Consider the following 16,131-nt stretch of genomic DNA (forward strand, 5'->3'; position numbering starts at 1 on the left):
CAGCGGTGGGAGGCGCGGTCCGGGCGGGGTTAGCGGCCCGGTAGTGGTCGGTTCGGCAGACGCACCCAGGACGTGCGGCACATGGAGGAGGCATCGGTGGCGGGCGAGTCCCCCGACAGGTCGAAGCAGCGCGAGTCGTCGGAAGAACCGACGTCGGGGAGCGCGGGTGCGGTTCCTGACACGCGGGACCCACGGCTCGCGGTGGCCCGCGAGTCCGCGTCCCGCGGGGGCGTGGACACGGCGACCAAGGTGCTCTCGACACGGGAGGCGTCGGTCGACGCCGACGAGACGGCGGCGGCCGGGGTCCCGGAGGGGGCCGAGAACCCGACCGGGGCCAGGAACACGCCGGAGCCCAAGGGCGAGGCGGGGGCCACGAGCCGGGCGGCGGCCAGGGCCGCGGAGAGGGCCACGAACCCGGCCGGGGCCAGGAATGCGCCGGCGGCCGAGGGCAAGGCGGGAGCCGAGAGCCGGGCGGCAGCCAGGAACGCGGACGGGGCCGAGAACCCTGCCGGGGCCAAGAACCCGACGGGGGCCGGGAACGCACCGAAGGCCAAGGGCGAGGCGGGAGCCGGGAGCCAGGTGGCGGTCGGGACCACGGACGGGATCAAGAACCCGACCGGAGCCAAGAACACGCCGGAGGCCGAGGGCAAGGCGGGAGCCGGGAACGCGCCGAAGGCCGAAGCCGAGGCGGAGGACGGGAGCGCCGCGGGGGCCGAGATCACGGCGGAGGGCGGCACCGGGCCGGGGACCGACGGTACGGGAACGCGTCTGGCGGCTGCTGTGGCGGCTTGGGTGCGCTCGGGCGACCCCGACGGCTCCGACGACGCCGAGCCCGCTGAAGCCGCCTCCAAGGCGCTTCCCGGGGCCTCTGAGCCCGAACCGGAGGGCTCCGCCCCCGAACCGAACCCCACCGCCACCTCGAAGGCACCCTCCGCATCCGGAACGGGGCCCCGGGAAACGGACTCCAAGACGGACGCGGGCTCCAAGGCGGAGGCCGGCCGCGAGACGGACGCTGACGCGAAGGCGAGCGCCGGGACCAAGGCGGACGCCGCCCCGGCCTCCGGCACCAGGACAGGCACGGACACCGAGGCCCGCGCCGCGGCCGCCGCAGGCGCCGGTGGTGCGGCGGCGGCCGGGGTCACGGCGGGTGTTGAGGCCGAAGCGGACAGTGCCGGGTCTCCTTCGGGTTCCGGTGCCAAGGCGGGTGCCGAGGGCGCCGCGGGTGTCGATCAGCCCACCGCTGTTTTCAAGGCCGTACGGGCGCCGAAGGGGCCTCAGGTCGATCAGCCGACAACCACGCTCAAGGTGGGCGGCGCCAAGAAGCCGCCCGCCCCCGCGGCCGACGCCGAGCGGACCAGCAAGTTCGTCGCGCTCAAGGCGCTCGACGACCCGGCCACCCGCAGGCCCGGACCGGCCCCCGCCGACGCCACCGCCGCCGTCCCCCGGCTCGGCCCCGAGCGCACCACCCAGCAGCCGCTCCCGCCCAAGCCCCCGCTGGACCTGCTGGCCGAGCTGACGAACACGCCGCCGCCCCCGCAGACCCCGGTCCGCACGCTCGTGCGCCGGATCAAGATCTGGACCCCGCTGGTCGTCCTGCTGGCGATCGTCTTTGCGATCGTGCAGGCGCTGCGCCCACTGCCCGACCCGGCCCTCGACCTCACCGCCGACGAGAGCTACACCTTCGACGGCGGCGAGGCGTCGATCCCGTGGCCGTCCGGCGGCCAGGGCGCGCTCGACGTGCAGGGCATCGGCTCGTTCGGCTCGTCCGGCGCGCAGAAGCCCGTGCCGATCGCGAGCGTCGCCAAGGTCATGACCGCGTACCTGATCCTGCGCGACCACCCGCTCAAGGGCGGCGAAGGCCCGAAGATCCCCGTGGACCAGACCGCCCAGGACCAGGCGACCGCGGACGGCGAGTCCACCGTGGAGGTGCAGGCGAACGACACCATCACCCAACGGGAGGCCCTCGAAGGCGTGCTGATCGCGTCCGCGAACAACGTGGCGCGGCTGCTCGCCCGGTGGGACGCCGGTTCGGAGAAGGCGTTCGTGGCGAAGATGAACGCCGCCGCCAAGAGCCTGGGGATGACCCACACGACGTACACGGACCCGTCGGGTCTGGAGAAGACGACGGTCAGCACGGCCGCGGACCAGGTGAAGCTGGCGAAGGCCGCGATGCAGGACGCCTCCTTCCGTGAGGTCGCGCGGATGATGGAGTACACCGACTACAAGGGCGCCAAGCACAGCAACTGGAACCGTCTGGTCGGCTACAACGACGTGATCGGCATCAAGACCGGCACCACCACCGCGGCCGGCGGCAACCTGGTCTTCGCGGCGACCCGGGAGGTCGACGGGGAGACACGGACCATAGTCGGCGCCGTGCTCGGCCAGGGTCCTGGCGGCTCGGACAACACGATCCTCAGCGGCGCCCTGGACGCGGGCGACAAGCTGATCCGGGCCGCGCAGGGCGCGCTGAAGCCGGCGAAGATCCTGAAGAAGGGCGATGTCGTCGGGTACGTCGACGACGGGCTCGGCGGCCGTACGCCGGTCGTGATCACCAAGGACGTCACCGCGGTCGGCTGGGCGGGCCTGAAGGTCGAGTTGTCCTTCGCCGCCGACGACGTACCGCACACCGCGAAGGCCGGCACGAAGGTCGGCACGCTCACCGTGGGCGACGGTTCGAGCGGCGCGGTCAAGGTGCCGGTCGCGTTGCAGAAGGAGCTCACGGAACCCGGCTTCACGGACAAGCTGACCCGTCTCGGCTGACCCGCCGCACACCGTCCGACCCCGCACCCCGTCGACGGGGCCCCCACCCGGGAGCCCCGCGGCGGGGTGCGTGCTAGCGTCACGAATCGGGGCAGGTCGTCGGTCAAGGGACAGGGCCGCGAACTGGCCGGTAAGCGGCCGGAAACACCGGGGAACCCGGCCGAGAACAGAAGACGGGACACGGGGAGTGCCTTCAGGTGGCCACTGCGGAGCCGACACGCGCCGACGACGCCGAACCGGGCCCGGGATCCGGCCCGCGAATACGCCTGCCCGCGACTGACGGTGACGGTCACCCCGACCACGCGGACGGCGACGCGCCCCGCCCGACCGGACCGCTCGCCTTCGCCGAACCCCTGAGACAGCGGCTGTTGCGGCACCCGGCCCTCTCCGTCACGGTGCTCGCCGGTGTGCTGCACATCATCTGGTTCTTCACGTTCGCCAACAGCGGCGGCGACCTCGCGGCCCAGGACGCGTGGGCCGAGTTCGTCGGCCGGCACCCCGACTCGGCGTACAACCTCGCCTGGTACGGCGGCATGCACCCGGTGTCGTACAGCGTGGTGTCGCCGTATCTGATGTCGGTCCTCGGTGTCCGTACCACGATGATGGTCGCCGGGACGGTGTCGGCGGGCCTGCTGACCATGGTCCTCATCCGCAGCCGGTCGGTGCGCAATCCGCTGTGGGCGGCGCTGGCCGGGGTCTTCGCGCTGCTGTGCAACGCGCTGTCGGGCCGGGTGACCTTCGGTCTGGGCACGGTGTTCGCGCTGGGCGCGGTCGCGGCCGTCTTCTGCTGGCCCTACCGCTGGCGTCACAAGCGGTGGGCGAAGGCCCTGATCGCGGCGCCGCTCGCCGCGCTGGCCACCATGGCGTCGCCGGTCGCGGGCCTGTTCGTGGGGCTGGTCGCGGTGGCGCTGTTCCTGCAGAAGCGCCGCCCGGGCGCCTGGGCTCTGGGGCTCGCGCCGGCCGCGGTCGTCGCCGTCTCGGCCTGGCTGTTCCCGTTCTCGGGCACCCAGCCGATGGGCTTCGGCTCGATGCTGCTGCCGCTGGTGTACGGCCTGCTCTGTCTGTTCCTGGTGCCGAAGGAGTGGACGACGGTCCGGCTGACGGCCGCGGTGTACAGCCTCGCGGTGCTGCTGGTGTGGCTGGTCAGTTCGCAGATCGGGTCGAACATATCGCGGCTGTCGATGCTGTTCGCGGGGGTGGCGCTGGTCGCGGCGCTGCCCTTCGCGGTGCCGCGGTCGCGCAAGTGGTACGCGATCGTGCTGTCGTTCCTGGGGTTCGCCGGCTGGATCGGTTTCAAGTCGGTCGACGACCTCGTGCGCACCACCCCGGTGGCCTCCTGGGCGCGTGAGCTGGCGCCGCTGGTCAACGAGTTGCAGCAGGTCGGCGCCGAGAAGGGGCGGGTCGAGGTGGTCCCGGCCCGCTCCCACCGGGAGGCGTCCGCGCTGGCCCCGTACGTCAATCTGGCCCGCGGCTGGAACCGGCAGGCCGACATGGAGCGCAACCCCCTCTTCTACGACGACACGCTCAACTCGGCGAACTACCACGAGTGGCTGCAGCGCTGGGCCGTCCACTTCGTGGTGCTGCCCAAGGGCGAGCCGGACGGTGACGGCGGTGAGCGGGAGCGGGAGCTGGTGCAGCGCGGGCTGCCGTATCTGAAGCAGGTCTGGGGCGACGCCAACTGGCAGTTGTTCCGGGTGACCGACCCGGCGCCGCTCGCCGAGCCCAACGCGGTCGTCGACCGGGCGGAGCAGGGCGAGATGACCATCGAGGTGCGCAAGGCCGGCCGGGTCCTGATCCGCATCCCGTACTCGCCGTGGCTGAGCGTCGTGGACGGCGACGGCAAGAGCCTGAAGCCGCCGCAGGAGACGCAGGCGTCCAAGCATCGCGCCGACGGGATGCCGAAGACGTACGACAACGTCAACGGCTGTCTGATGGAGACGGCGGAGGACGCCAAGGGCGACAAGTGGACGATGCTGCTCGCTCCGCGGGCCGGGACGTACCGCCTGGCGGCGCCGTACCAGCTGCCGCGCGGCACGCCGTGCCCGGACGAGCTGAAGCAGTGAGCGGCGCCGTTCAGTTGCCGGACGGGCCGGTGGTGCGCAGCTCGGCCACATGGCGGTCCGTGCCCGGAATCGTCGGGATGAACGGCGCCACCAGCTCCACCCGGCCGAGGCCCGACTCCCGTACCTGCTCGTCGAGTCCGGTGAAGTGCCGCTCCCAGCACGCGCGCGGGTCGCTCTCCAGGAACCAGAGCAGGGTGAGGCGGGTGTCGGTGCCCTCGACCTGTTCGACGTAGGTCATCCGGTCGCCGGGCAGGGGCGTCGGCCGGAACACGGTCACCAGGGCGGCCGGGGAGCCCGCGAGACGCCTGGGCAGATGGCGGGTGCGCAGCCATTCGAGCAGGTCGGCACGGTTCGCGGCGGGCTCGGTGTCGACAACCTCCAGCACCAGGCCGGCGTAGGGGTGGTCGAGGGCGTGGTGGTCGCGGGGGCCCGCGGCACCGTCCCGGTAGACGGTCGCCTCGTGGTCCTGGAAGGCCGTGAAGACATGGGTGCGGTCCTGGTAGACGCGGGCGTCGCGGTTCAGGCGCCGGTTGATGGCGACGGTCCAGCGCATGTGGTCGCCGTAGCGGCCTGCGGTGATCCAGTACGTCGAGAGGTAGCAGCCGGCGGTGACGGGCCGGGCCACCGCCGACTTCTCGGGGTAGCGCAGGAGTTGCAGATCCCGGGTGGCCACCCAGCGGCGGCCCGCGTACATCCAGGGCATGGCCATCGCCCCGGCGTAGTAGTGGTCGTCCTCGTACCAGCGGTTGTAGGCGTACTCGTGGCCGGGGTGCGGCTCGACCAGGGTGATCAGGGCGTGCCCGGGGCGGACCCCGTAGGGGCCCACGGCGGCCAGTTCGGCGTACAGCTCGCTGCGGGTGTCCTCGCTCATGCCGTTCCCCTCCGTCGTCCTCTTCGGTCCTCTGCCGTGCGGTTCCGTGCTCTTCCTTACTCCTGTGGACGGCCATACTCTGACGCTCCGTCAGAAAAAGCGCCAGGGTCGGGACAGCCAGGAGGGCCGCCATGTCACTGCTCGCGGGCAAGACCGTCGTCGTGTCGGGGGTGGGGGCCGGGCTCGGCCACCGGGTCGCCGCGGCCGTCGTACGGGACGGGGGCAACGCGGTGCTCGGGGCGCGCACCGAGGCGAACCTCGCCAAGAGCGCGGCGGAGATCGATCCGGCGGGCGGGCACACCGCGTACCGGGCGACCGACATCACCGACGAGGGGCAGTGCGGGGCGCTGGCGGAGCTGGCGCGGGAGCGGTTCGGGCGGATCGACGCCGTGGTGCATGTCGCCGCCCTGGACTCCTACTTCGGCGGGCTGGCGGACGCGGACTTCGCGACCTGGCAGTCGGTGCTCGACGTGAACCTGCTGGGCACGCTGCGGATGACGCGGGCCTGTCTGCCCGCGCTGAAGGCGGGCGGCGGTTCAGTGGTGTTCATCGGGACACAGTCGGCGGTGGCGGCGCCCTCGCAGGTGCAGCAGGCCGCGTACGCCGCCTCGAAGGGCGCGCTGACCAGCGCGATGTACTCACTGGCGCGGGAGCTCGGGCCGTACCGGATCCGGGTGAACACCGTGCTGCCGGGCTGGATGTGGGGGCCGCCGGTGCAGGCGTACGTGCGGTTCACCGCGCAGACCGAGCAGGTGTCGGAGGCGGAGGTGCTCGGCCGGCTGACGGACCGGATGGCGCTGCCGGAGCCGGCGACGGACGGGGACGTGGCGGACGCGGCGGTGTTCCTGGCCTCGGACCGGGCGCGGGCCATCACGGGGCAGTCCCTGCTGGTCAACGCCGGGGAGCTGATGCGCTGAGCATTCAAGGATGTGAATCAAGGTCAGCAAGGCGAACCTTTTTACCCGTACTTGACCTTCTGTCGACTTGTCGTGCCCTCCTCAAGGCACCCACGATGAGCGGGCACTTCGCGGCCTTCCCAGTCCCCGCTCCGCTCCTGCGAAGTGCCGTCCAGCTGAGTGGAGTTCACAAGGCGGACCCTGGAAGGGGGGCACATGAACGGTCTCGACTGGGCCGTGCTCATCGCCTACTTCGGCGTGATGGTCGCGATCGGCGTGTGGTCGCACAAGCGCGTGGACAACGTGAGCGACTTCTTCACGGCCGGCGGCAAGATGCCCTGGTGGCTCTCCGGCATCTCGCACCACATGTCCGGCTACAGCGCGGTGATGTTCACCGGATACGCCGGGATCGCCTACACCTACGGCGTCACCTCCTTCGTCACCTGGTCCTTCCCGATCGCGCTGGGCATCGCCATCGGCTCGAAGCTGTTCGCGCCGCGGATCAACCGGCTGCGCTCACGACTGCATGTGGCCTCGCCGCTGGAGTACCTCAAGAACCGCTACAACCTCCCCACCCAGCAGGCGCTCGCCTGGTCCGGCATACTGCTGAAGATCGTGGACGTGGGCGCCAAATGGGCCGCCATCGCCACGCTGCTCTCCGTCTTCACCGGCGTCTCGCTCAACCAGGGCATCCTCATCACCGGTGTGATCACGGCGATCTACTGCACCATCGGCGGCCTGTGGGCGGACGCGCTGACCGAACTCGGCCAGTTCGCCATCCAGTTGCTGGCCGGCATCGCCATGTTCGTCGCGGTCGTGGTCGAACTCGGCGACAGGAACATCGGCTTCTTCGGCGCCTGGGACGAGCCCGCGCTGCAGGGCCACGGCAAACCGCTGGTCGGCCCGTACGGCACGGTCTTCCTGCTCGCCTTCCTGTTCATCAAGCTCTTCGAGTACAACGGCGGCATGCTGAACCAGGCCCAGCGCTACATGGCGACCACCGGCCCGCGCGAGGCCTCGCGTTCGGCCCGGCTGTCCGCGGTGCTCTGGCTGGTGTGGCCGGTCGTCCTGTTCTTCCCAATGTGGATGTCGCCGCTGCTGGTCCAGGCGCAGAAGCCGGACGGCTCCGACTCCTACGCCCTGATGACCGAACAGCTCCTGCCGCACGGCATGCTGGGGCTGGTCATCGTCGGCTTCTTCTCCCACACCATGGCCATGTGCTCCTCCGACGCCAACGCCATCGCCGCCGTGTTCACCCGGGACGTGGCACCGGTGCTGTCCGCCCGGGCGCGGGACTGGGGCGAGCGCTCGGGGCTGATCGCGGCGCGCGTCACGACCGTCGTCTTCCTCGGTCTGTCCATGGCGGTGGCCACACAGGTCAACTCGCCGACGTTCAAGGACATCATCACCGTCGTCATCAAGTGGGTCGCCGGTCTGATGGGGCCGATCGCCATCCCGATGATGCTGGGTCTGCTGCGCCCGTTCCGCCGGTCCGGCCCGACGGCCGCGCTGGTCAGCTGGGCGACGGGCCTGCTGGCCTTCTGGCTGGTCAACTACCCGATCAACTGGAGCGTCGACGGCGGCGTCCCGCTCCAGTACCAGGTCTCCGTGCCCCTGGCCGTCTCCCTGGTGCTGTACATCCTCATCGGCTACCTGAAGCCGGAGGACACCCCGGAGCGGCTCGCGATCATCGAGCGGATCAACACGGACGACGACAGCGCCGCCCGTGCCGTGCCGGCGCCCGCGCGGCCGGGCGACGACGCGGTGGGCGCACCCGCGAAGGAGTGACGGTCAGGCCCTCGGGTACCGGACCAGCCACCCCGGCGAGGACCCTGCGGGCCCGTGCAGCGCGGGCCCCTGGGTCATCTCCATCGCGAAGTCGTCGGCCAGTTCCAGGATCGTGGGACGGCCCTCCAGCTCGGCCAGCCAGGCCGGCGGGAGGGCCGTTTCGCCGTGCAGGGCGCCGAGCAGCCCGCCGGCGAGCGCGCCCGCCGCGCCGGAGGGTCCCGTCTGGTTCACGGCCAGACACAGCCCGTGCCGCACGTCCTCCCCCACCAGCGCGCAGTACACGGCGGCGGCCAGCAGCCCGTCCGCCGTACCGTCGCCCGCCAGCTCCGCCACCCGCGCCGGGCTCGGCATCCCCTGCCGCACCGCGCCGAGCGCGTGCTGGAGGGCGTCCGAGACCGGCTGATGGCCCGGGCGGGCGACGAGCAGGGCGAGCGCCCGCTGCACGGCTCCGTCCAGGCTGTCACCGCGGGCCAGCGCGTGCACGATCACCGCGTACGCGCCCGCCGACAGGTACGCCGTGGGGTGCCCGTGGGTCTGTGCCGCGCACTCCACGGCCAGCTGCACCACCAGTTGCGGCTCCCAGCCGACCAGCAGCCCGAAGGGCGCCGACCGGGCCACCGCCTCCGGGCCCAGCTCGCCCGGGTTCTTGGGCTTCTCCAGCGTGCCCATGTGCGTGTCGCCGAAGCCGATCAGCAGCGCCCGCGACGGGTCCCGCCGGGCGTACAGCCACTCCTCCCGGGCCAGCCAGCCGTCGTCCTCGCGGCGCTCGTCCGGGCCCCAGTCCCGCTGGGTGGCCGCCCAGCGCAGATACGCCCGGTGCAGATCGGTCGGCGGGTGCCAGGCGCCGGTGTCGCGGCGGACCTGGGCGCGGATCAGCCCGTCCACCGTGAACAGGGTCAGCTGGGTGTGGTGGGTGACCGCGCCGCGTCTGCCGAAGCCGACGGCCAGGTCCACGAGGCCCTCCGCTCCGTACGAGGAGCGGATCTCCTCCAGGGTGAGGCCGTCGGCCGGACCGCCCAGCGCGTCGCCGACGGCCGCCCCGAGGAGCGTGCCGCGCACCCGGCTGCGGAAGTCCTGCTGTTCGGCACGGCCCCAGACCGCGCCGGCTGTCGCACCCACCAAGACCTCCTTCGGCACCGTCCGTACGCACGACAGCACAGCACTGTATTCGACCGGGAACGGTCCGTTCAGGAGGCGGATCAGTATGCGGGTCGTGACAGAGACGACGGGGAGCGGCCGTCATCGGTGGGCGGAGCGGCCGATGCCCTCGCATGCCGGCGCGGTGGTGCCGGCAGGTCCCGCCGACACCACCGCCGCGCAGAACGCCGCCGTCAGTGCTGGTGGGGCGCGGGGTAGGCCTTGGGCAGGCGCATGCCGCGGTCGGCCATGATGTCCCGGACGTGGTTGGGGTAGTCGGTGATGATGCCGTCGATCCCCATGTCCATGAGCGCCTCGATGGTGGGGTTGTCGTCACAGGTCCACGGGATGACCTTCAGGCCGCGCTTGTGCGCGTCCGCGACCATCTTCTCGGTGACGTAGAACCTGAAATTCGGGTCCGCGACGGTCCCGTTCTGCGGCATGCCGTAGACCGGCGAGAGCGCCTTGACGCCCGGGATGGTGGCGGCCGCCCTGACGAAGTCGCCGTCGTAGTCGTCGGCGTCGATGCCGCCGAGCCACGGGGAGGCGCCGGGCTTGCCGACCTGGAGGAAGTCGTAGTTCGTCAGCGCCACCAGCGGGTAGTGCGGGGCGAGCTTGTGCATCTCCTTCAGCGCGCCCCAGTCGAACGACTGGATGGTGACCTGCTTCTCGATCCCCGAGCGGTGGATCTCCTCGAAGACGCGGCGTACGAAGAGTTCACGCGGGGCGGTCTGCTCGGGCGCGCCGGCCTCCACCTTCGTCTCGATGTTGAGCTTGACCGACTTGGCCTTGTAGCTCTTCACCAGGTCGAGGACGTCCTTGAGCTCCACCATGCGGAAGCCCTTGATCTGCTCCTGCTCGGGGAAGCCGGGGAGCTGCTGGTAGCCGCAGTCCATCGTCTTGAGCTGGGCCAGGGTCAGGTCCTTGATGTACTTGCCGACGTACGGGTACATCGGGTCACCCGGCGTCACCGGTGCGGTGTCCTTGCACTTCTGGGCGCTGATCTGCCGGTCGTGGTTGACCACGACCTTCTGGTCCTTGGTGACGTGCGTGTCCAGTTCCAGGGTGCTCACCCCGAGGCGCAGGGCCTTGCCGAAGCCCTCCAGGGACTCCTCGGTGGTCATGCCGATGCCACCGCGGTGGGCCTGCAGATCGAAGTGGGTCTTCTGGGGAGGAACATGGTGGGAACCCTGCTGAGCGGGGGCAGCCTGGGCGGTCGCCGGGGCGACGAGCGCGGGCACCACCGCCAGGACGGTGATTGCATGCCGGAGGAGCATTTAAGCCTCGCTTATATCGGACCGACTGTGCCCCGTGAAGGTAGGTCGCGGCCAAAGCCGCCACCAAGCCTCGGCGCATGAGGGCTTCATGAACGCCTGGAGAACGCCCCGACGGCACGCTGCCGCGGACCGGCCGAGCCGAGCGATCCCTGCCTTCCCGCTGCCGCTCCGGCCCCCGGTCACCGTGACGGTGCGGACGGGCTGGTCGCGGCGACTCCCTACACAATCGAAACACCCCCTCGCCCCGGTGACCCGACGCGAGCCCGTGGTCCGACGGCCCAGGGCGGCCCGCGACGCGCAGTCGGACCACAGGGCGATGGCCCGGGTGACGGACGTCGCTTCGTGGGCGGGGCACGGAGGACCGCCGGTCTGAGTTCCAGCACGCGGCCCAGGATGGCCCGCGACGCGCCCCGGCTCGCGTACGGCGACGCGTAGTCGAGGTCCGGGGCCTGTCAGGGCCGACGTCGGTTCGTGGGGTGTGTGCGGAGGACCGCCGGTCTGAGTTCCAGCGCGTAGCCCAGGGCGGCCGGCGACGCGCCCGGTCGCGTACGCCGACGCGCAGTCGGGGTCCAGGGCCTGTCGGACCACGGGGCGATGGCCCGGGCAGCGGACGTCGGTTCGTGGGCGAGGCACGGAGGACCGCCGGTCTGAGGTCCAGCACGCGGCCCAGAGCGGCCGACGACGCGCCCGGCTCGCGTACGCCGCCGCGCAGTCGGGGTCCAGGGCCTGTCATGGCCGAGTCCCGGGCGGCGGACGTCGGTTCGTGGGCCGGTTGCGGAGGGCGGCCGTGCGCTGGGCCCGCGCCCGGGGGTAGGCCGGTCTGAGTCGCAGCGCGCGCTCCAGGTCCGCGAGGGACTCGTCGTGACGGCCGAGGGCGGAGGGCGAGGCGCCCCCCAACTCGCGTACACCGACGCGCAGTCAGGGTCCAGGACCAGTCGGACCACGGAGCGAGGTCCCGGGCGGCGGACGTCGGTTCGTGGGGCGCGCGCGAAGGACCGCCGGTACACCGACGCATAGGCGGGGTCCAGGGCCGGCGCCCAGCCATGCCCTCCAGCGCGCCACCTCGCCCGCAGCGACCCCAGGGCCAGTCGGGCCGGGCCCCCGGTGTCAGCCCGTCGGCCACGTACGGAGGACCGCCGGCCCGCGTTGCAGCGCACGGCCCAAGGCAGCCCGCGACGCGCTCCAACTCGTGTACGTCGACGCTCAGTCGGGGTCCAGGGCCGGCGCCCAGCCATGCCCTCCAGCGCGCCGCCGCGCTCACAGCGGCCCCAAGGCCAGTCGGACCGGGCCCCCGACGTCAGCCCGTCGGCCACGTGCGGAGGACCGCCGGTCGGGACTCCAGCACGCGAGCCGACTCGCTTACGTCGACGCGTAGTCGTGCGTTGGGTCCGTGGCCGCAGCGTCCGTATTTCTCCTCGCCTCGCCGGGACGGCTCCGCATTCTGGCTCAATGCGTACGGGACGCGGTGGAGTCGGCAGGGAAGGAACCGGTCATGGTCACCACCTCCACCGCACGCGCCGGCGACACCGGTGCCGCCGCCGGGGCCCGGGGGCTCACCCTGGCCGCGGGCGCGCTCACCGCCACCGTCGCCCTCTACATCACGCTCGTCGCCCTCGGGAACGTCACGGACTTCGGCACGAACCAGCAGTTCGTACGGCATGTTCTGGCCATGGACACAACATTCCGGGACGAGGACCTGATGGGCCGGGCCGTCACGAGCACCGCGCTCCAGGACGCCGCCTACGTCGCGATCATCGTGTGGGAGTGGGCCGCGGCCCTCGTCCTCATCGCCGGGACGTGGCTGTGGCTGCGCCGGGACCACGAGCGGGCCCGGCGGGTGTCCACGTACGGGCTGCTGATGGTGATGCTGCTCTTCGGCGCCGGGTTCATCGCGATCGGCGGCGAGTGGTTCGCCATGTGGCAGTCGAAGACGTGGAACGGGCTGACGGCGGCGACCCGGGCGTTCCTGCTCAGCGGGGTCGTGCTGGTCGTCGTCCACCTGCCGTTCCGGGACAGCGGCCCGGCTAATTGACGACAGCCACCCGGGTGTTCGCCGTCCCGAACGACCACAGGGTCGTGCCGTCCTCCTTGTGCAGCCGGATGCCGCTGGTCTGCTTGCCGGCGGCCGGCGGCGGGGACGAGCCGTCGACCGCGTTGGAGAACGCGATCGACAGGCCCGACTTGTTGGCGAAGTACAGGATGTGCTCGATCGGCACTCCGTCGGATCCGGTCGTGGCCGCCACACGAGCGGAGACCGCGTAGGTGCCGGCGTCGGGGGTGACCGTCCCCGGCCACACGGTGAAGGTCCTGGTCGCCTTCCCCGCCGCGTCGACCAGCCACACCCGCTTCTGGCCGAGCGAGTAGACGATACGGCGGCCGGTGCCGGAGGCGTCCGGCACCTCGGGCGCCGCCGTCCGCGTCGGCTCGGGTGCCGGGCGCGCGGACACCGAGGCACTGGGCCGGGCCGCCGCGGCCGTGGGGTGCGCCCCCTTATCGGCCTGGACGGCGAGGGCGGTCACGGCCGCGGTCGCCCCCACCGTCAGACCGGTGACCCAGGCCCACGAGGGCAGTCGGGCTGGCACGGGTACGTCTCTCCTCCGCTACGGGTCCCCGACGAACGGGGGTCGGATCATCGTACTGTGGCCGTCCCGTCCGACGGTCTCCCGAGGGGCGTCAGTCCAGCACCGGCAGCAGCTCCGGCAGATGCCCGTCCGAGGCCGCCGCCGCCCGCTGCCGCTCCTCCGGCACCTCCCCGTACAGCGTCGTACGGGGCCGGGCCGGGCGGCCCGCCGCCTCCGCCACCGCGACCAGGTCGCGCACCGACTTGTAGGAGCCGTAGGAGGAACCCGCCATGCGGGAGATCGTCTCCTCCATCAGCGTCCCGCCCAGGTCGTTCGCGCCGGAGCGCAGCATCTCCGCCGCGCCCTGCGTGCCCAGCTTCACCCAGCTGGTCTGGATGTTCGGGATGTACGGGTGCAGCAGCAGCCGGGCCATCGCGGTCACCGCCCGGTTGTCCCGCAGCGTCGGGCCCGGCCGGGCGATGCCCGCCAGGTACACCGGCGCGTTGGTGTGGATGAACGGCAGCGTCACGAACTCCGTGAAACCGCCCGTCTCCCGCTGGATGCGGGCCAGCGTACGCAGGTGGCCGAGCCAGTGGCGGGGCTGGTCCACATGTCCGTACATCATCGTCGAACTCGACCGGATGCCCAGCTCGTGCGCGGTCGTGATCACCTCGATCCAGGTCGCCGTGGGCAGCTTGCCCTTGGTGAGCACCCAGCGCACCTCGTCGTCCAGGATCTCCGCCGCGGTGCCCGGGACGGAGTCCAGCCCGGCCTCCTTCGCCGCCGTCAGCCAGTCGCGGATCGACAGGCCGGTGCGGGTGGCGCCGTTGACCACCTCCATCGGCGAGAAGGCGTGCACGTGCATCCCCGGGACGCGCTCCTTGACCGCCCGCGCGATGTCGAAGTACGCGGTCCCGGGCAGATCCGGGTGGATGCCGCCCTGCATGCACACCTCCACCGCGCCGACGTCCCACGCCTGTTGGGCGCGGTCCGCGACCTGTGCCAGGGAGAGGGTGTAGGCGTCGGCGTCCGTGCGGCGCTGCGCGAACGCGCAGAAACGGCAGCCGGTGTAGCAGACGTTGGTGAAGTTGATGTTGCGGGTGACGATATAGGTGACGTCGTCGCCGACCGCCGCCCGGCGCACGTCGTCGGCGATCCGGGTGAGCGCGTCCAGCGCCGGGCCGTCGGCGTGCAGCAGGGCCAGCGCCTCCGCGTCGGTCAGCCGGGTCGGGTCGTCGGCCGCGGTCGCCAGCGCCGTGCGTACGTCCGTGTCGATCCGCTCCGGCGCCATCCCGGGGGCCGCCGCCTCGCGCAGGGCGGCCCAGTCGCCGTACACCTCGTCGAAGTCGTCGCGCCGGTCGGCGGTACGGCCCTCGGTGTCGATGGTGCGGTGCAGATCGGTACGGCCGGTGGCGACGAACGCCTCGTCGGGCTCCTGCCAGGGCAGCCCCGCCGGGCAGGCCTCGGGGCGTGCCAGGCCGGTCTCCGGGTCGGCGAGCGCGGCCACGTGCGGGCGCAGCCGCGGGTCCAGCCAGGGCTCGCCGCGCCGGACGAACTCCGGGTAGACGCACAGGCGTTCACGCAGTTCGAAGCCGGCCGCCGCGGACTTCTCGGCCAGCTCCTCGATCCGCGGCCAGGGGCGTTCGGGGTTGACGTGGTCGATGGTGAGCGGGGAGACCCCGCCCCAGTCGTCGATGCCGGCGCCGATCAGCCGCTCGTACTCGGCTTCGACCAGGTTCGGCGGGGCCTGGAGACAGGCGCTCGGGCCCATGATGTGCCGGGCGACCGCCACGGCGGCGACCAGCTCGTCCAGTTCCGCGTCCGGCATGCCGCGCATCGCCGTGTCCGGCTTGGCGCGGAAGTTCTGGATGATCAGCTCCTGGATGCCGTGGTAGGCGCGCGAGATCCTGCGGAGCGCGAACAGGGAGTCGGCGCGCTCCTCGTAGGTCTCGCCGATGCCGATCAGCAGGCCGGAGGTGAAGGGGACGGAGGAGCGGCCCGCGTCCTCCAGGACACGCAGCCGTACGGCGGGTTCCTTGTCCGGGGAGCCGTGGTGCGGGCCGCCCGGCTCGGACCACAGGCGGGTCGCGGTGGTCTCCAGCATCATGCCCATGGAGGGGGCGACCGGCTTGAGGCGCTGGAAGTCCGTCCAGGTCATGACGCCCGGGTTGAGGTGCGGGAGCAGGCCCGTCTCCTCCAGGATGCGGATGGAGACGGCCCGGACGTAGGCGATGGTGTCGTCGTAGCCGTGCGCGTCGAGCCATTCGCGCGCCTCGGGCCAGCGGTCCTCGGGCTTGTCGCCGAGGGTGATCAGGGCTTCCTTGCAGCCGAGTGCCGCGCCCTTGCGGGCGATGTCCAGCACCTCGTCCGGGGACATGAACATCCCCTGTCCGGCGCGGCGCAGCTTGCCGGGGACGGTGACGAAGGTGCAGTAGTGGCACTTGTCCCGGCACAGCCGGGTGAGGGGGATGAAGACGCTCTTCGAGTACGTGATGACGCCGGGCCTGCCTGCCGCGGCGAGGCCCGCGTCCCGCACCCGGGCGGCGGACGCGGCGAGGTCGTCCAGGGCCGCGCCGCGCGCCTGGAGCAGCACCGCCGCCTCGGTGACGTCGAGGGCGACGCCGTCCCGGGCTCGTTTGAGGGCGCGACGCATGGAGTTCTCGGTGGGGCCGGTTCCGGGGGTCGCGGAAGTCGTCATTCCTCGAGCATACGGTTGGGCTCCGCCGGTTCAGCGGGGGTTGGGGGTGGCTCGATGTGCGGGGTGTTGTGGCTGGGGTG

Annotated in this window: 10 protein-coding genes; 5 read left to right on the top strand and 5 right to left on the bottom strand. The window is 72.1% G+C overall.

All coding sequences use genetic code 11. The features are described 5' to 3' along the window. Window positions 1-81: 81 nt before the first annotated feature. Complete coding sequence (locus CTZ28_RS24765; RefSeq protein WP_121891894.1) at window positions 82-2,760, top strand: serine hydrolase; 2,679 nt, start codon at window positions 82-84, stop codon at window positions 2,758-2,760. Between the two features lie 197 nt (window positions 2,761-2,957). Continuing rightward, on the top strand, window positions 2,958-4,823 hold the full coding sequence (locus CTZ28_RS24770; protein WP_121891895.1) for an MFS transporter: 1,866 nt from the start codon (window positions 2,958-2,960) through the stop codon (window positions 4,821-4,823). A gap of 10 nt (window positions 4,824-4,833) precedes the next feature. Here CTZ28_RS24770 and CTZ28_RS24775 read toward each other — a convergent pair whose 3' ends face one another. Continuing rightward, window positions 4,834-5,694: a hypothetical protein gene (locus CTZ28_RS24775; protein ID WP_121891896.1), complete on the bottom strand. Its 861-nt coding sequence runs from the start codon at window positions 5,692-5,694 to the stop codon at window positions 4,834-4,836. Window positions 5,695-5,825: 131 nt separating this feature from the next. On the opposite strand from CTZ28_RS24775, the gene CTZ28_RS24780 reads away from it, so the two are divergent. Both CTZ28_RS24780 and CTZ28_RS24785 read left to right on the top strand, forming a co-directional pair. After that, window positions 5,826-6,611, top strand: a complete 786-nt coding sequence (locus CTZ28_RS24780; protein ID WP_121891897.1) for an SDR family oxidoreductase — start codon at window positions 5,826-5,828, stop codon at window positions 6,609-6,611. Window positions 6,612-6,806: 195 nt separating this feature from the next. Next, window positions 6,807-8,378: a sodium:solute symporter family protein gene (locus tag CTZ28_RS24785; protein ID WP_121891898.1), complete on the top strand. Its 1,572-nt coding sequence runs from the start codon at window positions 6,807-6,809 to the stop codon at window positions 8,376-8,378. A gap of 3 nt (window positions 8,379-8,381) precedes the next feature. Here CTZ28_RS24785 and CTZ28_RS24790 read toward each other — a convergent pair whose 3' ends face one another. Both CTZ28_RS24790 and CTZ28_RS24795 read right to left on the bottom strand, forming a co-directional pair. Continuing rightward, window positions 8,382-9,497, bottom strand: coding sequence for an ADP-ribosylglycohydrolase family protein (locus tag CTZ28_RS24790; protein ID WP_121891899.1), 1,116 nt, complete (start codon window positions 9,495-9,497; stop codon window positions 8,382-8,384). A 212-nt stretch (window positions 9,498-9,709) separates the two neighbouring features. After that, window positions 9,710-10,792 carry a glycerophosphodiester phosphodiesterase family protein gene (locus CTZ28_RS24795; RefSeq protein ID WP_121891900.1) on the bottom strand — a complete coding sequence of 361 codons (1,083 nt, stop codon included), beginning with the start codon at window positions 10,790-10,792 and terminating at the stop codon, window positions 9,710-9,712. 1,492 nt (window positions 10,793-12,284) lie between these two features. On the opposite strand from CTZ28_RS24795, the gene CTZ28_RS24800 reads away from it, so the two are divergent. Next, a complete protein-coding gene (locus tag CTZ28_RS24800; RefSeq protein ID WP_121891901.1) occupies window positions 12,285-12,824 on the top strand; it encodes a DUF2165 domain-containing protein in 540 nt (179 codons plus the stop codon). Here CTZ28_RS24800 and CTZ28_RS24805 read toward each other — a convergent pair. Beyond that, the gene (locus CTZ28_RS24805; RefSeq protein ID WP_121891902.1) at window positions 12,817-13,374 is read right to left on the bottom strand and encodes a hypothetical protein; all 558 of its coding nucleotides are present in this window, start codon (window positions 13,372-13,374) and stop codon (window positions 12,817-12,819) included. The two genes, CTZ28_RS24800 and CTZ28_RS24805, sit on opposite strands and share 8 nt — an antisense overlap. A 91-nt stretch (window positions 13,375-13,465) precedes the next feature. Next, a complete protein-coding gene (locus CTZ28_RS24810) occupies window positions 13,466-16,051 on the bottom strand; it encodes a bifunctional FO biosynthesis protein CofGH (RefSeq protein WP_121891903.1) in 2,586 nt (861 codons plus the stop codon). Window positions 16,052-16,131: the final 80 nt, after the last annotated feature.

This window comes from Streptomyces shenzhenensis (genome assembly GCF_003688995.1).
Taxonomy (GTDB): domain Bacteria; phylum Actinomycetota; class Actinomycetes; order Streptomycetales; family Streptomycetaceae; genus Streptomyces; species Streptomyces shenzhenensis_A.

Excerpts from the sequence above, each read along its gene's own strand:
- CTZ28_RS24765 (WP_121891894.1), top strand. The coding sequence starts at position 82 with ATGGAGGAGGCATCGGTGGCGGGCGAGTCCCCCGACAGGTCGAAGCAG.
- CTZ28_RS24800 (WP_121891901.1), top strand. The coding sequence starts at position 12,285 with ATGGTCACCACCTCCACCGCACGCGCCGGCGACACCGGTGCCGCCGCC.
- CTZ28_RS24775 (WP_121891896.1), bottom strand. The coding sequence starts at position 5,694 with ATGAGCGAGGACACCCGCAGCGAGCTGTACGCCGAACTGGCCGCCGTG.
- CTZ28_RS24810 (WP_121891903.1), bottom strand. The coding sequence starts at position 16,051 with ATGACGACTTCCGCGACCCCCGGAACCGGCCCCACCGAGAACTCCATG.
- CTZ28_RS24795 (WP_121891900.1), bottom strand. The coding sequence starts at position 10,792 with ATGCTCCTCCGGCATGCAATCACCGTCCTGGCGGTGGTGCCCGCGCTC.
- CTZ28_RS24785 (WP_121891898.1), top strand. The coding sequence starts at position 6,807 with ATGAACGGTCTCGACTGGGCCGTGCTCATCGCCTACTTCGGCGTGATG.
- CTZ28_RS24780 (WP_121891897.1), top strand. The coding sequence starts at position 5,826 with ATGTCACTGCTCGCGGGCAAGACCGTCGTCGTGTCGGGGGTGGGGGCC.